Raw genomic sequence first — 16,156 nt, forward strand, 5'->3', positions numbered from 1 at the left:
TAGAATCTACCTAGAAGATGGGCGAAACCCGGCTGCTTTTGCATCTTCCTCCGAGCAAAACATTTCTTCTGCTTTTGTTATATCGTAATAAGCACCATCTTGAACATGGTAAATCTTCTCACCTTTAGAATTAATGTTTCCTTTGATTTTACACTCTTCATTAGGTTGCCCCGAAGGAGCTTCTCCTTGAAAGCCGTCCTCACGCACATAGTCTTCAATGCTCCAAATCCCGACTCCTTCTTTTTGGGCAGTTCTTTGAAGGGATTGGAAATCTTCCAAGTACTTCACATTAGGCTGATAAATATAGGCGACTCTAGCCAGTCCTTTTTCTAGTAGCATCTCATTAAACATCTTTTCATCGATCCATACATAAGCGAGTAAGCGTCCGTACTTATCTCTTTCTGAGATTCCTATTTCTAAGTCGATTTCTTCACCTTCGAGCGTTTCTTCTGCGAAAGAAGAAGCTTCTGGTCCGAAGGGTTGAACGGGTTTTGAAGGATGTTTCGTTTCGGGCGTGTCTACAAGTAAGAGTCGAACAGTTTCAGCCTTGCCATCAAGTGATACTTTAATCGTGTCACCATCAACGACTTTCGTTACTTCTGCGGAGATTGTCTTCGGGTTTTGTCCTGTTTCAGTTGCACAAGCACTCATAAAAAAGAGTAATATCAACAGGAATGTAATATTTTTCACGTAAAACTCCCTTTGGTTCTTGATTTAAAAATACCTACATAAACTAAATGGGGGTGATGCGGATGGGTCACGTGTGCCTTTACTGTGAGAAAGAATTACTCTTTCCTTGGGAAAGAAGAAGAATCGTGTGTGACGGATGTCATTATGCTATTTCGGATAGTTATCATGAAGATTATCGTACGATTAGTAAAAGAAACACTGAACAAAAATCCCGTTAGACTCAGCGGGATTTTTTTGTTGGTTTAATACCTTTTAACAGCTAACGTACAGCGGGAGATACAAATTAGATCATCCTGCTCATCCACAATCTTGATTTCCCAAACCATTGTTCTTCTTCCGATATGTACTGGTTCTGCAATCGCAGTGACAATACCATCTTTCTTGCTTTTTAAGTGATTAGCATTGATTTCCATACCAAAAGCGGCTTCGTTTTCTCCGTTTAGATGTAAGGATCCTCCGATGCTTGCTGCAGATTCAGCAAGTGCAACCGAAGCGCCGCCATGAAGAAAACCAAGCGGCTGATGAGTATTGGGTCCAACAGGCATTTGAAGAACGACTTTTTCACGGGTCAACGTAACAGCTTCTATTCCGAGCGCTTCTAATAACGTGTTTTTAAATTCCATGTCATCTCCTCCTTTTACTACTTATCAGTATACAATACTATTGCAATAAAAAAGACAAAAGCCCTTCGGGGCTTTTGCCTAAATGATCGTTGCTAGAAACAATCCGATTGCCATAAGTAGGCCGAATTGGGTATGCATTTGTGCAGTGGCCTTCATTGCAGGCATCATCTGGATCGCTTCCGTTTTGCCATCAAAAAGCTTAATCGCTTTAAACGCCTTCGGAAGGCTGAGTAACACTAATAATAACCATAGTGAAGCGTCGATCGTGATGATCATGACCACAATCCAAAGGAAAGAAAAGATAAACATCCATTCCAATGATAGGACAGCTTTCTCATGGCCTAATAATATCGCTAATGTTTTTCTCCCTTTTTCTTTATCTCCTATCCGATCCCGGATGTTGTTAGCCATTAAGATTCCACCAACAAGCACGGAGATAGGCAGTGATAGTAATACGCTATCGAGTGTAATGACTTCAGCTTGAACATAAAAAGAAAGAAGTACTAAGATAAGTCCCATAAACAGTCCGGCTGCTATCTCACCGAACGGTGTATAGGCGATCGGGTATGGACCACCTGTATAATAATAACCTGCAGCCATACATACAACTCCGATGACTGCGATCCACCATGTTGTTAGTATACAAATATAGACCCCTAGAACGATTGCAATTCCAAAAAAGATAAAAGCAAGTTTTAGTACTGTTTCAGCGCCAACGCCATCTCGAACGATTGCTCCACCGATACCAACACTTCCAGCATGATCGAGACCGCGTTTGAAATCGTAGTATTCATTAAACATATTCGTTGCGGACTGAATCAAAATAGAAGCAACCATCATTGCCATGAATAATCCAAAATGAAACGGGTTATCTTGAACGGCTAGCATTGTGCCGATAATAACTGGAACGAAGGCAGCTGTTAATGTGTGTGGACGAAGCAAACGCCACCACACCTGCCAAGTTGGTTTCGAAGGCGAGTCTTTACCCAGCTTATTTGTGCTGTTTGTTAAACGCTCTTCCATAATAATGTGTCTCTCCCTCAATCTGTAACTTCAATAAAATGACCCCTATAACCATTATAGTGTAAAAAAACGGATAAGGGGTGTCAATGTTTAGTTGAGGTATGAATAAAAAATGATCACCTTTGCGCTAGCAAGGTGATCCAGTAAATTCTAATAATACGGGTAAGGATATGGTCTGAAGAACGCGATTCTTCCTAACCCAACCCCTACTAGTCCTCCGAGCAATCCACCAGCAAATGCTCCAAAAAAATACATTCCGGGTCCTCCAGGTTGCTCTGGTCCGCAACAGTTATCTCGCAATGGACGGATATAAACGAATTCATCATCTACTTCTTCAATGTGGCCACGATGTAGTTCACCATCGTGACAACGAATTTCGACACATTGTCCGACGTGTTGACGACAAACTCCGTGATAATAATGCCTGGACAAATTAGACCCTCCTTTGTTGACTTTTTATAGACGCTGTGAAATGTCTACATTAACTATCCTATGCTCGTTATTTTTTTTGCTAAGGGCATTAGCGGAGTATCGATATGATTTTTTTCTTGAAGGATAGGGAAACTAATAATAGAATATTCGAATGGTAAAAACCGCTTCGTTGACAGTTTTAGTGGGACAGGTGTATCCTTTAATTAACTGTGGCCGAGGCTGACTCGGTCTGCTTTTGCATGGAAAGAAAGTTGGGGGGAGAAGTCAGTGTCTATCATACAGCATCAAGAACTATATAGCCTGCTTCATCAAGGTGTAAGTGAGGCGAACAAACGGGGAACGTCTGTACTTGTTAGCCAGGTGCTACAAGTAGGTGCTGTCGATCCCCTCTCCTTTTATGCAGCTGGTTCGTCTTTATATAATAACGATCGAACGTTTTGGGCAGACCCTGAAAATGATACAACGATCGTAGGGCTCGGAACGTTAAAAGCCTTTCAAGCTAATGAGGAACGATTCCAAACGATTGAACGTGATTGGAAGAAATTCTTGGAGAACTTTTTAATAGAAGGCGCACCTTCAAGGCCAGGAGTTGGTCCTGTATTACTCGGTGGGTTTTCATTTGATCCTGATGCAGCAAATACTGAGAATTGGTCGGGATTCCCTGAAGGCGGAATGGTCATTCCAAAGCTGATGTTAACAAAAGCTGGAGACGATCTATGGCTAACGCTGAATGCGGTTGTAGATGAGAGTGATCAAGCCGATGAGCTATCTGATCAGCTTCTTCATCACTATAATCGAATTTTGGATATGATGCCTTCCGAACAGGGTGATTCAACTACAAACTTCACTGTTGAAGAAATCGAACCAGAGCAATGGAAAAACACGGTACGCAGTGCTGCAGCGAATATAAGAGATGGCAAGTTAGAAAAAGTAGTACTTGCGAGAGAAATAAAGCTTCGTTCAGAAGAGCCATTCTCTTCTTCTAAAACGCTGCTTAAGCTGAAAGAACAACAAAGCGATAGTTACTTGTTCGCTTTTAATTACAATGATAAATGCTTTATCGGTGCATCACCTGAACGCCTCGTTAAGCGAGATGGACAGCAAGTCTATTCAGCATGCCTTGCTGGTTCGATCGACAGAGGAGATACAGATAGTGAAGATAAGGAACTTGGAAACGAATTATTGCATGATAATAAAAATCGAATCGAACATGATCTTGTAGTCCGAATGATTCGTACAGCAATGGAAGAAGAATGTGAGTTTGTACAAGTCCCATCTACTCCGGAGTTATACAAAACGCCTCACATTCAACATCTATTCACACCTGTCGTTGCGCGGGCTCGTAAAGGGACAAGCTTATTACGAATGTTAGAACGCCTACATCCAACCCCTGCTCTTGGAGGATATCCGCAGCATCAGGCAGTTAAGGAAATACGACGAGTAGAAGGAATGGATCGAGGCTGGTATGCTGGTCCGGTTGGCTGGATCGATTATCAAGATAATGGTGAGTTTGCTGTCGCTATCCGTTCTGGTTTATTAAAAGGACGGGATGCATCGTTGTTCGCAGGATGTGGAATTGTCGGAGACTCAGACCCACATAGTGAATATGAAGAAACAAAGATGAAGTTTAAACCGATGTTAGCAGCGCTTGGAGGCAGCCAATATGAATGATCAACGCATCCTTTCAAAGTATGTAGGAGCATTTGTTGATGAACTTTCTCGTTCCGGGATTAATGATGTTGTCATTAGTCCTGGTTCGCGCTCTACACCATTAGCTATGGTTATAGCAAATCATCCTACGATCACTTCTTGGGTTCATGTAGATGAACGGTCAGCAGGCTTCTTTGCGCTGGGTATTGCAAAAGCCCAAAAGAAGCCTGTTGCACTTTTGTGCTCTTCTGGTACAGCAGGTGCGAATTACTATCCTGCAGTCATTGAAGCAGCTCAATCAAAAATACCATTGATCATCTTAACGGCAGATCGACCTCCTGAGTTAAGAGATAATGGTGCACCACAGGCGATCGACCAAAATCAACTGTTTGGCAGTTTTCCAAAATGGTATATGGAAGCGTCGATGCCAGATGCTTCTCAATCTTTAATTCGATACATAAGAACAGTGGCTTCACGAGCTTCGGCGATTTCTTTACAAGCTCCATCGGGCCCAGTTCACTTGAATTTTCCTTTCAGAGATCCACTCGTTCCTGATTTATCAGATGAAACGATCTATCAAGAAGGAAGAGCTAACGACGAGCCATGGGTGACTGTTCCAGGAAATAGTATAAAGATTAATGATCTTGAGATTGCTTCTTATGTTGAGATGTTGATGAAGAAGAAAGGATTGATCGTAGTCGGCCCACAAGAAGATAAGGGACTCTCAGATGCGGTTCGAAAGCTTTCGGAAGCAACTGGCTTTCCTATTTTTGCAGATCCTTTATCTAACTGTCGAGATATGAATAATCCTATGGTGATCGAAAGTTACGATGCACTATTAAAAGGTGAAAGTAAAACACTGAAGCCTGAAGTGGTCATTCGTTTCGGAGCGATGCCCATCTCAAAAGCATATATGCAGTACATCGATAAATTAGAGGACGTGCATCAGATCGTGGTCGATGAAGCGGGATGGAGAGACCCAACCCTTAACAGTTCGCACATGGTCGTTGCGTCACCTTTCTCATTCTGTCAGGAGCTTCTTGAAAATCTTGATAAAGATTCGAAGCGCGTAGACTATGAGTGGAGTGAACTTTGGCAAACGATCAATAAGAAAGCAACCGATGTTCTTCTTGCTGATCAGAGTGAAATGTTTGAAGGGCACATCTTTAAAGAACTCGCTAATCTCTTATCAGAAGAATCCTTGCTTTTCGTTGGAAACAGTATGCCGATAAGAGATCTCGATAATTTCTTCTTACCAAAGCATGGTTCTCCTACCATAATGGGTAATAGAGGTGCGAATGGAATAGACGGCGTGGTTTCGACAGCGTTAGGCGCGAGCGTTTCATTCGATTATTCGGTATTGATAATAGGAGATTTATCTTTTTATCATGATATGAACGGCTTGTTATTAGGAAAGCTATACGGCTTGAATTTAACAATCATCGTAATGAATAACGATGGCGGGGGCATCTTTTCATTTCTCCCACAGGCAGAGAAAGAACATGAAAAGCATTTTGAACGTCTATTCGGAACGCCAATAGGTCTCGACTATCGACATGCAGCTGCTTTATATGGAGCTACATTTGAACGAGCATCTTCGTGGGAAGAATTTAATGAATTGTTTCATGCTTCTAAGAATCATAAAGGATTAAATATTATCGAAATACCTACTGATCGAAATCTTAACAAGGTATTGCATAGAGACGTGTTCTCGAAGGTTTCAGAAACAACAAGTGCAGTGTTAAAGGAGTTTAAGCTATGATGATTTCTACCCATGGCTTACAATTTCATGCTGATGACAGGGGGAAAGGAGAAGCGATCGTGTTCCTACATGGATTTACTGGTGCGGTCGATAACTGGACTCCCTTCACTGAAGATTGGTCTGACCGATATCGCTGTATAGCAATCGATCTCATCGGACATGGTAAAAGCAGCAAGCCAGAGGACCCTGCTTATTATTCGATGGAAGCTATGTCACAGTATTTGAAAGATATCTTAGATCAGTTGAACGTAGAAAATGCTAATGTAATCGGTTACTCTATGGGTGGTAGACTTGCTCTTTCTTTTGCAGCGCATCATCCTTCATATGTGAAGAGCCTCATTCTTGAAAGCAGTTCCCCTGGGCTAGAAACGATTGAAGAGCGAGAAGAAAGAATTTTGAAAGACGATGCACTTGCGAAACGTATTGCGGAAGATGGCGTGGAAAGCTTCGTTACTTTTTGGGAGGAAGTCCCATTGTTCAGAACGCAAAAACGTCTACCACAATCTCTAAAAAGGGAGCTTAGGAAGCAGCGTCTTACTAACTCAACAACAGGACTAGTAAATAGTTTAAAGGGTATGGGGACAGGTGCGCAGCCTTCCAATTGGGATAAGTTAAAAGCCATTTCGATTCCAACTTTACTACTAGTTGGTGAATACGATAAAAAATTTGTATCGATCGCAAATCGCATGAACGAAAGGCTTCCTAATGGTCAAATTGAGGAGATTATTGACGCAGGACATACAATTCATTTAGAACAACCGCAAATCTTTGATAAAATGGTAATAGGTTTTCTAGGAAAACTAAAAGTAAGACAAAATTAATCTACATATGAAAGGAGTATTTCATCTTGATTGAATGGACTACTGAAAGAGAATACGACGATATTCTTTACGAAACACATGATGGGATTGCGAAGATTACAATTAACCGACCAGAGGTACGAAACGCATTTCGTCCAAAAACCGTTAATGAATTGATCGATGCTTTTGCATATGCAAGAGATGATTCTAATATCGGAGTCATCGTTCTAGCAGGTGCTGGAGATAAGGCGTTCTGTTCTGGTGGAGACCAAAGTGTAAGAGGACACGGTGGGTATGTTGGAGACGACGAAATCCCTCGTTTGAACGTTCTAGATTTGCAAAGACTGATCCGTGTTATTCCAAAGCCAGTTATCGCAATGGTATCAGGATATGCAATCGGTGGCGGTCATGTATTACACGTTGTATGTGACCTTACGATAGCTGCTGATAATGCTATTTTCGGTCAAACAGGTCCTAAAGTAGGAAGCTTTGATGCTGGTTATGGTGCTGGTTACTTGGCACGTATCGTTGGTCATAAGAAAGCTCGTGAAATCTGGTACCTATGCCGCCAGTACAATGCAGAAGAAGCAAAAGAGATGGGACTAGTTAACACTGTCGTGCCTCTAGAGCAATTAGAAGCGGAAACAGTACAGTGGGCACAAGAAATGCTTGAAAAGTCACCAACAGCACTTCGTTTCTTAAAAGCATCATTGAACGCTGATACCGACGGTCTAGCTGGTCTACAGCAAATGGGCGGAGATGCAACGCTATTGTATTACACGACTGATGAAGCGAAAGAAGGTCGTGATTCATTTAAGGAAAAGCGCAAGCCGGACTTCAAACAGTTCCCTCGCTTTCCATAAAAAGTACTCGACAGCTTGATGGGTTTCCATCAAGCTGTTTTTAACGATAAAGAAAGGAGAGGTACTGATGGAGACGATGCCAAATTGGCTGCATAAGCGTGCTTATATGACCCCTGATAGGATAGCCGTTATCGATGAAGACAAGACGGCATGGACGTATAGAGAACTGCAGAGAAAGTCCGTTCAAATGGCAAATGCATTAAAAAAGATCGGGATAAAAAAAGGCGATCATGTGGGTTTTTTAATGGGAAATGGGATTGAAACAGTAGTATGTATGCACACGCTGATGTATTTAGGAGCAATCATCGTTCCATTGAACTTTCGCTTAACAGACTCTGAGCTTTCCTATCAACTAACAGATGCTGAAATATCCTATTTGATTTCAGATATAACCTATGAAGAAAAGGCGATAAAAGCCGCTGGCTCACAGGCTACTATTATTTCTTGGGAAACGCTTCAACCAGGTGCAGACCTCGAAGAAGGGCTGCAAGTGACGATCTCTTTAAATCAGCTCCATACAATCATGTACACGTCCGGAACAACTGGAAAACCTAAGGGCGTCATGCTTACTTATGGGAATCATTGGTGGAGTGCTATCAGTTCAAGTTTGAACCTTGGATTACATATAAATGATCGGTGGTTAACCGCTGTTCCTATGTATCACATGAGTGGATTATCCATCTTGATACGTAGTGTTATTTATGGCATCACTACCGTCATTCATTCCCAGTTTGACCCCCTTGCCGTAAATGAATCGATCCGGAAAGACGGCGTTACGATCGTATCCGTCGTAAGTACTATGTTGAAACGAATGTTAGATGACCTTGGGGACACAATTTATCCTGATACGTTTCGATGTATGCTTCTAGGTGGTGGACCAGCTCCTTATCCTCTTCTTTCAACTTGTCAGGAAAAGAACATACCCGTGTATCAAACTTTTGGAATGACAGAAACAGCGTCACAAATCATTACACTCTCACCAGAATATATGTTGAGTAAACAAGGATCAGCAGGTAAAGCGCTTTTTCCTTCAGAGTTAAGGATTCTTGAAGATGAAAAGGTAGCAGGTCCTTACCAACATGGTGAGATCCTCGTAAAGGGGCCGACTGTTACATCAGGATATTACAATCGTGAACGTGCTACGAAAGCTTCGTTAGTAGACGGTTGGCTGCATACTGGAGATCAGGGCTATATCGATGATGAAGGCTTCTTATTTGTTTTAGACAGACGAAAAGATCTCATCATATCGGGTGGAGAGAACGTTTATCCTGCCGAAATAGAAGCGGCACTTTTAGAACATAGCGCCATCATCGATGCCGGGGTGACAAGTGTACCCGATGAAGAATGGGGCGAAGTACCAGTCGCTTTTGTTGTATGTCGAACGAAACAGGTAACTGAAAAAGACCTACTCAGCTTTCTGTCTGAAAAACTAGCTCGATACAAGCAGCCTAAGAGCATAACGTTTCTTGATGAACTTCCTAGAAATGGGGCAAATAAATTACAGCGCCGCTTATTGGGGGTAAAACGATGAAACTCAAAAAAGTCATTCTTCGCCATGTGAAGATGAAATTGAAATCTCCATTTGAAAATAGTTTGGAGAAAGTAGATGATCGGCACCTGATCATCGTTGAAGCGATCGATGAGAATGGCATATCCGGATTTGGTGAGGGAGTTGCCTTCACAACACCCTGGTATACTGAAGAGACGTTGACCACTTCCTGGCATATGCTGAAAGACATAATCGTCCCAAAGTTGAAGAAGCTTACTTTCCATCACCCCTCTGAAGTGTCAAAGGTTCTTAATGTTATCAGACGGAATACGATGGCGAAATCAGCCATCGAAGGAGCAGTATGGGATCTATATGCAAAGAGGGAGAATATAAGTTTAGCTGAGGCCTTAGGGTCATCTGAAAAGCGTATCAAAGCGGGGGTAGCGGTTGGAGCGTCCTCACAAGAGCATATGCTCGATGAAATCGGACAGAGAGTAGCAGAAGGATATGAGAGAATAAAAATTAAGATCAAGCCTTCTCAAGATATCGAGCTGATCTGTGCGATTCGAGAGAAATTTCCTTTGATCAATTTGATGGCTGATGCCAATTCCGCTTATCGTCTACATGATTTGCCTAAGCTACAGAAACTTGATGAGTATGAGCTTATGATGATTGAACAACCACTAGCGGCTGACGATATTGTGGACCATGCTTTACTGCAAAAACACCTCACGACTCCGGTTTGTTTAGATGAAAGTATCACGTCTTACAACGATGCGAGAAAAGCGCTTCAGCTTAAGAGTTGTAAGATTATTAACATCAAACCTGGTCGGGTCGGCGGCTTACAAGTTAGCAAAGAAATCCATGATTTATGTTTTGAACAACACATCCCAGTTTGGTGTGGTGGGATGCTTGAGTCAGGTATCGGGAGAGCTCATAATATAGCGCTTGCTAGCTTACCAGGGTTTACAATACCAGGTGATCTATCTGCCTCTTCTAGGTATTGGGAAAAAGACATCATTAAGCCAGAAGTAACGGTAGAAGATGGCTGCATAACCGTCCCAGATGGACCTGGAATAGGGTATGAAGTAGATCGAAGGGAACTCAGTCGTCTCACGTTGAATGCATTGACTTTATAAGATTTGTAGCATAATAGGTCGTAAAGTTCTAGTAGGAGAGAAGACCTCTGACTCCCGTGGTCCAACGGGCGTTCGTCCATAGGAAAGCAAGAGGTGTTCAAACTCCTGCGGCATAGGGGCCACAATATTTTAGATTTCCCAAAAAAGCTGAAAAGGAAGGACCGGTTTGGTCCTTCCTTTTGATTAAGATTCTGATTGATTGATGAGTTTGGCGTCGAAAATGAACGGTCCAAACGGAATCACTGACGATACTACAGCGAGAAAAGCCTTTAGGAAAGACCATTTCTTCACTAGCGTTACATATAGGATCACTGCGATATAAAGCACAAACAATCCTCCATGAATCGCGCCGACAATCGTTACTGCAAGAGGCATATCTAACATATATTTAAGTGGCATCGCGATTCCGAGAAGAAGTAAGAAGGAAATACCTTCAGCAAAACCGACGCCTCGGAACATTTTTAAAGGCTGTTTTAACAACGCGTTCACTCCTTCAGTACTAACTGATTTAATGTGATGAAATTCACAATCATGATACTTCATAGTATAAAACAAGTATATCAGCGAAACAACATCCTTAGACATGAAAATTCATCGATTTGTTGACAGTTATAGGTGATGAATTTATCCTTCCACAAAATAGTAAAAAAGCTTCTGTTTAAATAAATTAGCTTGATTCTTATGTTTCTTATCAAGTAGAATTAGATAGGTGAGCTAATAATTATCTTGAAGGAGATCAATATGAACAGCAAAAAAAAGGCGATTTTCATATACATCCCTAAGTCCAAGGTCGACGAAGTCAAGAAAAACAGTAATAACGATAAACGCTAATATAAAAATGCGCCTAGAACAGTGATTCTAGGCGCATTCTTTGTATGACTTATATAAATGATAAGATTGCAGCGATCAGTGCGATAGCACCAATAATCATTAAGATTGTTCTAACCATATTCTTTCCTCCTAACAACATGTTTTGTAATAGAATCTAGAATAGTGCGTTAACTACAAATAGTACAACGACAACAATTCCTATAATAACGAGTACCTGCTTTAACATGTCTTTTCCTCCTTCAAAGTAGCCATATCGTTTGCTACTTCTTTTATTCCCTACTTAATTTTTATATCAAACCTTTTTCAACAAAAAATTTCTATCCTGGTCTAGTATTTTAGAATTCTCATCTCGTAACCTTTTTATTCAGCAAGGAAGAATCAATCATTATCATTGCGTAAAAAAAATGCTGCCGAGAAAAATCTCGACAGCACTGCGTCTCCTTAAAAAGCGTGGTAAATCTATAGCTTATTGATGCGTATACATTCTTTTACGTTCATTTTGAAAGAATTCCTTTAATTCCGGGTTGAGATACTCCGGCTCCTCATCATGTAGGTTCAATCTGATCAGCTTGCCTTCTAGGTAATCCATTATCCCAATGATCGTTCCGTTTGCAAGCTGTTTCTGAAAGATGGTTTCATACCGTATGCTGCTCATCGGAGCCCTCCTGTTGCGTCGTTTTTTTATACTATAGCATGTATAACGCATGAAAATGGGCTGTTTAACATCTCTTAAATAACTTGTAATCAAAGCGCAACAAAGATTATTGGTATGACATATTCATCGTTTAAGGATTGCTTTCTGAGAGATGATCATTGGTTTTTTGCAGAGTGGGCATTCCTTTTCATCCGGTTGTTTACCGTTGATCTTCATCCATCCTTTGCAGAAATCACTTGAACAGATCCATGCTTTTACATGAAGGTCTGATAGTGGTTTCTTGTTCTTGAATGCTTCAGTTAAAAAACGTGATACAGGAGTCTGTTTTCCTAGATGTTTTTCTGGTGAGCTAATATAGATTTCTTCTTTGGCTCTAGTGATTGCTACATAACAAAGCCTACGTTCCTCTTCTAAGTCCGCAGAAGGATTTTTAAGGTAGAGGTCTTTTTGAGAGGCTTCTTTATCCTTCATCGATGTTAACGCTGATACATGCGGAAGAATCGTTTCTGAAGCACCGATCAAGTAAACGACGGGATACTCAAGCCCCTTAGCTTGGTGAATCGATAACAAAGAGAGAGCGTTTTTGGTATATGGCTTCTTTTTATGTTCATTAAACCGAGTGATAATTCGATCGACATAACCTAGAAATTCAGGCAATGTTTCAAAACGTGAGCTAGAGAATTCGAGTTCGTCCATCATTTCTTTCAGCGTTGTTTTATGAACAGTTATCGTTTCATCATTCGCGTTATCTAAATGCTTCATGTAGTCTTCCCGTAACAACTGAATGGCCTTCTTTGGATGAAGTCGTTTTGCTTCCTTTATCAAGCTGATTCTCTTCTCGATGGCTTTCTGTTGGAAAGGTCTCAGCGTTTTCCATGAAGTAAGATGGCGTAGTGGAAAGTCGATCGGGTCTACGAAATTCTCCATCTCTATATGGCGCATTCCTGCTTCCTGGTTAATAAAGAGAGAAGGTAGGATTGCTGCCGTTGCATCGAGGCTATCGTGCTGATAGGCGAGTCTTAGGTGATCAAGCATGCCTTTAATAATTGTTTGTTCATAGAATACTTGCTTCATTCCTTGGGCGTTAAATGGTATATCTTGCTCGACGAGTTGCTCAAAGATCGCTCTTGCATTCGTATATGTTCTTGTAAGGATGACGATATCTTTCCATTCTCGTTCCTGTTCCCTAATGTTTTCAAGAACGATGGTGGCTTCTTCTTCAGTTGTTGCAGGCCGTATATACGATGGTTTACTTCCCTCTTTATCAGTCGCGTTCATCCATTTCGATCTTCTATACTCGTTATGTTTGATTATATGATTTCCAAGTCCGACGATATCTGGAGTGGATCGATAATTTGTATCGAGTGTGACAACTTTTGCATCAGGATAGGTGCTATCAAACTCAAGAATGATAGAACTGTTTGCGCCATTAAAGGAATAGATGACCTGGTCATCGTCTCCTACGACAAATAGATTATTTTGTGGTGCAGCGATAGACTTAATCAGTTCATACTGAATTGGATTCGTATCTTGAAACTCATCAACGAGCACATATTGAAAACGCTTCTGCATTTTCTGAAGAAGCTGTGGATTGTTCAAGAATTCACGGTATGTAAATACAAGAATATCATCAAAATCCATGTAGCCATTTGAGGCTTTCCATGTTTCATATTCTTGGTATGCTTTCTTTAATTCTTCTGTTTCTTTCCCCTCGGGCACCTCGTGTGGCTCAACCATTTTAACCTTACAGGAAGAAATCGAAGAAAGCATGATTTCAGGTAAAGAACTTTGTGTACTATTTAATTTTTTCAAGATATTCTTCATAATGATTTGTTTATGGCGTTCGCTGTTTAATATTTTCTGGTTGTATCCAATGCTTCTCAATAGTTTTAAAAAGATTGAATGAAAAGTACCAGCTGTTAAACTGTTTGCTTGAGAAGGAGCAACACCGGGAAGCGCGCTGATTCGCTGCCTCATTTCTTCTGAAGCTTTTCTTGTAAATGTAATCAGTAAGATATTGGAAGGATCGATTTCTTTTACCGTCATAAGGTACGCTGTTCGCGCAGTCAGTACTGATGTTTTCCCACTTCCAGCACCGGCGATTGTTAAAAGAGGTCCGGACGTATGTTGTACAGCTTGTATTTGGCGATCGTTTAATCGTATGCCTGAGCTTAATAGTTCTAAAAAGAAATCTCTATCAAGCTCCGTTTTCGCAAATCCTTCACCACCGGTTGATGTTAATGGTGCTGCCAGGCTGGATTCAGATATTGCTTGGTGGGGAGTTTTCGTAAAATTCATGATCATCACCTGAACTTTATTCTATAGATTCATCCGTTCATTTTAACACAGATTTAGGAGTCGATTAGTTAGAAATAGAAAAGATTAGTTTAATAGAGATTCGGGTAATGTTCCTATACGAATAGTCGTGAGGAGGAAAGGCAGTGGAAAGCGATGTTCTTGTAATAGTCGACCATGATCGGAAACAATTTCATGTAGCTAATGACGAGAAAGAAAAATCGTATTACGACCTTCTGGTTGAAGAGGCAAACGAAGCTGGAAGGGATGTTGGCGTCTTTTATTCCCACCTCAATGTAGAGCAGACGATCGATGCAGCACAGCACGAGTACAAAGGATACACTCACAGGCAGGATAGCCCTGTTTAAAAAGATTGAAGGAGGATGAATATGATTAAGAAAACGTACTATGTTACTCCAAAAGGTGAGCTTCACGAAACAGAGATCGAGGGTCATCAATTAAACTCTTTCAAGATTAAAGCGAATCATGAAGAATATATGAAGATTCAACAAGCGATTGAGAAATTAAGATCACAAAAATATGTTCAACAGCATGATTTCTTCTCAACTAACCATTTCGATGAGAAAGAAGTTGATAGTCATCGCGATTGGACAGATAATGCGATTTATGATCTTTATTACCTAGTTCATCAATTAGGTACTCCAGAAACAAAAGCTCAGATCGAACAAATGGGAGTGTTGGATGCATTGAATACCCATACTAGAAAATAGCAAGTTAAAAGCTGTCGCCTATGACAGCTTTTTTTTATGCCATGCTATCTACGATGAATGAGGACAAATGCCGTATATTTTTTCTTTTTCTCCGCTCATGCCCTTCCTAAAATAGGTTTTTGACATAGAGTATACTGTAGTAATTAATTATTTTGGGGGGATACGTATATGGGTAAAGAGCAACACGGTGGTTACGGAAAAGGCTTTGCTTTGATCGTTGTTCTATTCTTGCTATTGATTATCGTTGGAGCAGGTGCGTTTGGAGGAGGCTGCTGCCCACCACCTCAAGTTGGTGGAGCTGGATATAATCCATATTGCTAAGGTATAAGCTGTCGAAGGATCGACAGCTTTTTTTATGTAAGTTGGTCATAAGAATTGAAAAGGTTTCTTAAATTGAAACTTTTCAATCTATTCGATCGTCTTATAAGTAGAAGAACAGCACTAGTAATCGTAGTAAAAAAGTATATTTATCAAGATGAGCGGTTTGACACCGTGATAAATGAGGAATTGTATCTATAAGACACAAACAACATGAATTAAAGGATGGGAGTTAAGATGAGATACATAAGCATGCTATTACTACTTTGTTTGGTGAGTATAACTGCAGGCTGTGGAGCTGATTTAACGAAAGTAGCCCAAAACCACACTGAAATGATGGTTTCAAGCTTTGAGACAAAAGCCCAAGCAAAGTCCACAGAAGTTAAGGAAATAGATGAAAAAAAGGTAACGAATGAACTGATAGAACGTATTATTCAAAAAACGGATGAGAATTACAGAGTTGAAAAGTTCTCCTCAAAAGAAGAAATAAGTAACCATTTACAAGGTGTTGCATCAGAGGAACTAGCGAATGAAATTACAGACTTCTATTATGAAGAAAATGATGGGGGACTGTACTTAAAGCCAACGGAACTTTTCCCTTGGGTTGATTATGAAAATGAGTATGATCTTAAAAAGGTAAACGAATTCGAATATAAGCTTGTGCAAACGAACGAAACTGATCTTTACGGAACATACACGATCGAGATCGAATTCGAATATTCGAATAACGACTGGATCATACAAAACTTTACGATTCAATAAAAATGGGCATAGGCCCATTTTTATTTTTTTTCAACAACTTACCACATGGTTGTTACATGTATTTTTAATATCTCTGCGTTTCAAAACACTCTA

The 16,156-nt window shown here is 40.6% G+C and carries 16 protein-coding genes and 1 pseudogene; 10 read left to right on the plus strand and 7 right to left on the minus strand.

The window, feature by feature from the left end; genetic code table 11:
- Positions 1 to 6: 6 nt before the first annotated feature.
- From ACXAEY_RS05290 to ACXAEY_RS05305, 4 genes are all read right to left on the minus strand, one after another.
- The gene (locus ACXAEY_RS05290) at positions 7 to 690 is read right to left on the minus strand and encodes a thermonuclease family protein (RefSeq protein WP_474810797.1); all 684 of its coding nucleotides are present in this window, start codon (positions 688 to 690) and stop codon (positions 7 to 9) included.
- Positions 691 to 932: 242 nt separating this feature from the next.
- Positions 933 to 1,313, minus strand: coding sequence for a hotdog fold thioesterase (locus tag ACXAEY_RS05295; protein WP_474810798.1), 381 nt, complete (start codon positions 1,311 to 1,313; stop codon positions 933 to 935).
- A gap of 78 nt (positions 1,314 to 1,391) precedes the next feature.
- Complete coding sequence (locus ACXAEY_RS05300; protein WP_474810799.1) at positions 1,392 to 2,336, minus strand: 1,4-dihydroxy-2-naphthoate polyprenyltransferase; 945 nt, start codon at positions 2,334 to 2,336, stop codon at positions 1,392 to 1,394.
- A 150-nt stretch (positions 2,337 to 2,486) separates the two neighbouring features.
- On the minus strand, positions 2,487 to 2,768 hold the full coding sequence (locus ACXAEY_RS05305; RefSeq protein ID WP_270179681.1) for a hypothetical protein: 282 nt from the start codon (positions 2,766 to 2,768) through the stop codon (positions 2,487 to 2,489).
- 267 nt (positions 2,769 to 3,035) lie between these two features.
- On the opposite strand from ACXAEY_RS05305, the gene ACXAEY_RS05310 reads away from it, so the two are divergent.
- From ACXAEY_RS05310 to menC, 6 genes are all read left to right on the plus strand, one after another.
- Positions 3,036 to 4,439 carry an isochorismate synthase gene (locus ACXAEY_RS05310; protein WP_474810801.1) on the plus strand — a complete coding sequence of 468 codons (1,404 nt, stop codon included), beginning with the start codon at positions 3,036 to 3,038 and terminating at the stop codon, positions 4,437 to 4,439.
- Complete coding sequence (gene menD / locus ACXAEY_RS05315; RefSeq protein ID WP_474810803.1) at positions 4,432 to 6,180, plus strand: 2-succinyl-5-enolpyruvyl-6-hydroxy-3-cyclohexene-1-carboxylic-acid synthase; 1,749 nt, start codon at positions 4,432 to 4,434, stop codon at positions 6,178 to 6,180. The genes ACXAEY_RS05310 and menD overlap by 8 nt, the downstream gene beginning before the upstream one ends.
- On the plus strand, positions 6,177 to 7,001 hold the full coding sequence (menH, locus tag ACXAEY_RS05320; protein ID WP_474810804.1) for a 2-succinyl-6-hydroxy-2,4-cyclohexadiene-1-carboxylate synthase: 825 nt from the start codon (positions 6,177 to 6,179) through the stop codon (positions 6,999 to 7,001). The genes menD and menH overlap by 4 nt, the downstream gene beginning before the upstream one ends.
- A 26-nt stretch (positions 7,002 to 7,027) precedes the next feature.
- A complete protein-coding gene (gene menB, locus ACXAEY_RS05325; protein ID WP_270179677.1) occupies positions 7,028 to 7,843 on the plus strand; it encodes a 1,4-dihydroxy-2-naphthoyl-CoA synthase in 816 nt (271 codons plus the stop codon).
- A 67-nt stretch (positions 7,844 to 7,910) separates the two neighbouring features.
- Positions 7,911 to 9,374, plus strand: a complete 1,464-nt coding sequence (locus tag ACXAEY_RS05330) for an o-succinylbenzoate--CoA ligase (RefSeq protein WP_474810805.1) — start codon at positions 7,911 to 7,913, stop codon at positions 9,372 to 9,374.
- Positions 9,371 to 10,471: an o-succinylbenzoate synthase gene (menC, locus tag ACXAEY_RS05335; protein ID WP_474810806.1), complete on the plus strand. Its 1,101-nt coding sequence runs from the start codon at positions 9,371 to 9,373 to the stop codon at positions 10,469 to 10,471. Before ACXAEY_RS05330 ends, menC begins: the two co-directional genes overlap by 4 nt.
- 183 nt (positions 10,472 to 10,654) lie before the next feature.
- Here menC and ACXAEY_RS05340 read toward each other — a convergent pair whose 3' ends face one another.
- The 3 genes from ACXAEY_RS05340 to ACXAEY_RS05350 all read right to left on the minus strand — a co-directional run bounded on the left by ACXAEY_RS05340 (position 10,655) and on the right by ACXAEY_RS05350 (position 14,255).
- Entirely contained in the window at positions 10,655 to 10,951 is a 297-nt protein-coding gene (locus ACXAEY_RS05340) for a DUF3817 domain-containing protein (protein ID WP_270179674.1), read from the minus strand.
- Positions 10,952 to 11,768: 817 nt separating this feature from the next.
- Positions 11,769 to 11,957, minus strand: coding sequence for a hypothetical protein (locus ACXAEY_RS05345; protein ID WP_270179673.1), 189 nt, complete (start codon positions 11,955 to 11,957; stop codon positions 11,769 to 11,771).
- Positions 11,958 to 12,080: 123 nt separating this feature from the next.
- Positions 12,081 to 14,255 carry a UvrD-helicase domain-containing protein gene (locus ACXAEY_RS05350; RefSeq protein WP_270179672.1) on the minus strand — a complete coding sequence of 725 codons (2,175 nt, stop codon included), beginning with the start codon at positions 14,253 to 14,255 and terminating at the stop codon, positions 12,081 to 12,083.
- Positions 14,256 to 14,398: 143 nt separating this feature from the next.
- On the opposite strand from ACXAEY_RS05350, the gene ACXAEY_RS05355 reads away from it, so the two are divergent.
- The 4 genes and pseudogenes from ACXAEY_RS05355 (at position 14,399) to ACXAEY_RS05370 (ending at position 16,063) form a co-directional block, all read left to right on the plus strand.
- Positions 14,399 to 14,620, plus strand: a complete 222-nt coding sequence (locus ACXAEY_RS05355; RefSeq protein ID WP_270179671.1) for a hypothetical protein — start codon at positions 14,399 to 14,401, stop codon at positions 14,618 to 14,620.
- A 21-nt stretch (positions 14,621 to 14,641) separates the two neighbouring features.
- Positions 14,642 to 14,983: a hypothetical protein gene (locus tag ACXAEY_RS05360; protein WP_270179670.1), complete on the plus strand. Its 342-nt coding sequence runs from the start codon at positions 14,642 to 14,644 to the stop codon at positions 14,981 to 14,983.
- 168 nt (positions 14,984 to 15,151) lie between these two features.
- Positions 15,152 to 15,259 (plus strand): annotated as a pseudogene (locus tag ACXAEY_RS05365) (YjcZ family sporulation protein); the annotation flags it as partial.
- A 279-nt stretch (positions 15,260 to 15,538) separates the two neighbouring features.
- Positions 15,539 to 16,063: a hypothetical protein gene (locus ACXAEY_RS05370; protein WP_474810807.1), complete on the plus strand. Its 525-nt coding sequence runs from the start codon at positions 15,539 to 15,541 to the stop codon at positions 16,061 to 16,063.
- Positions 16,064 to 16,156 lie beyond the last annotated feature (93 nt).

Source organism: Anaerobacillus sp. ABA4_114 (genome assembly GCF_056159065.1).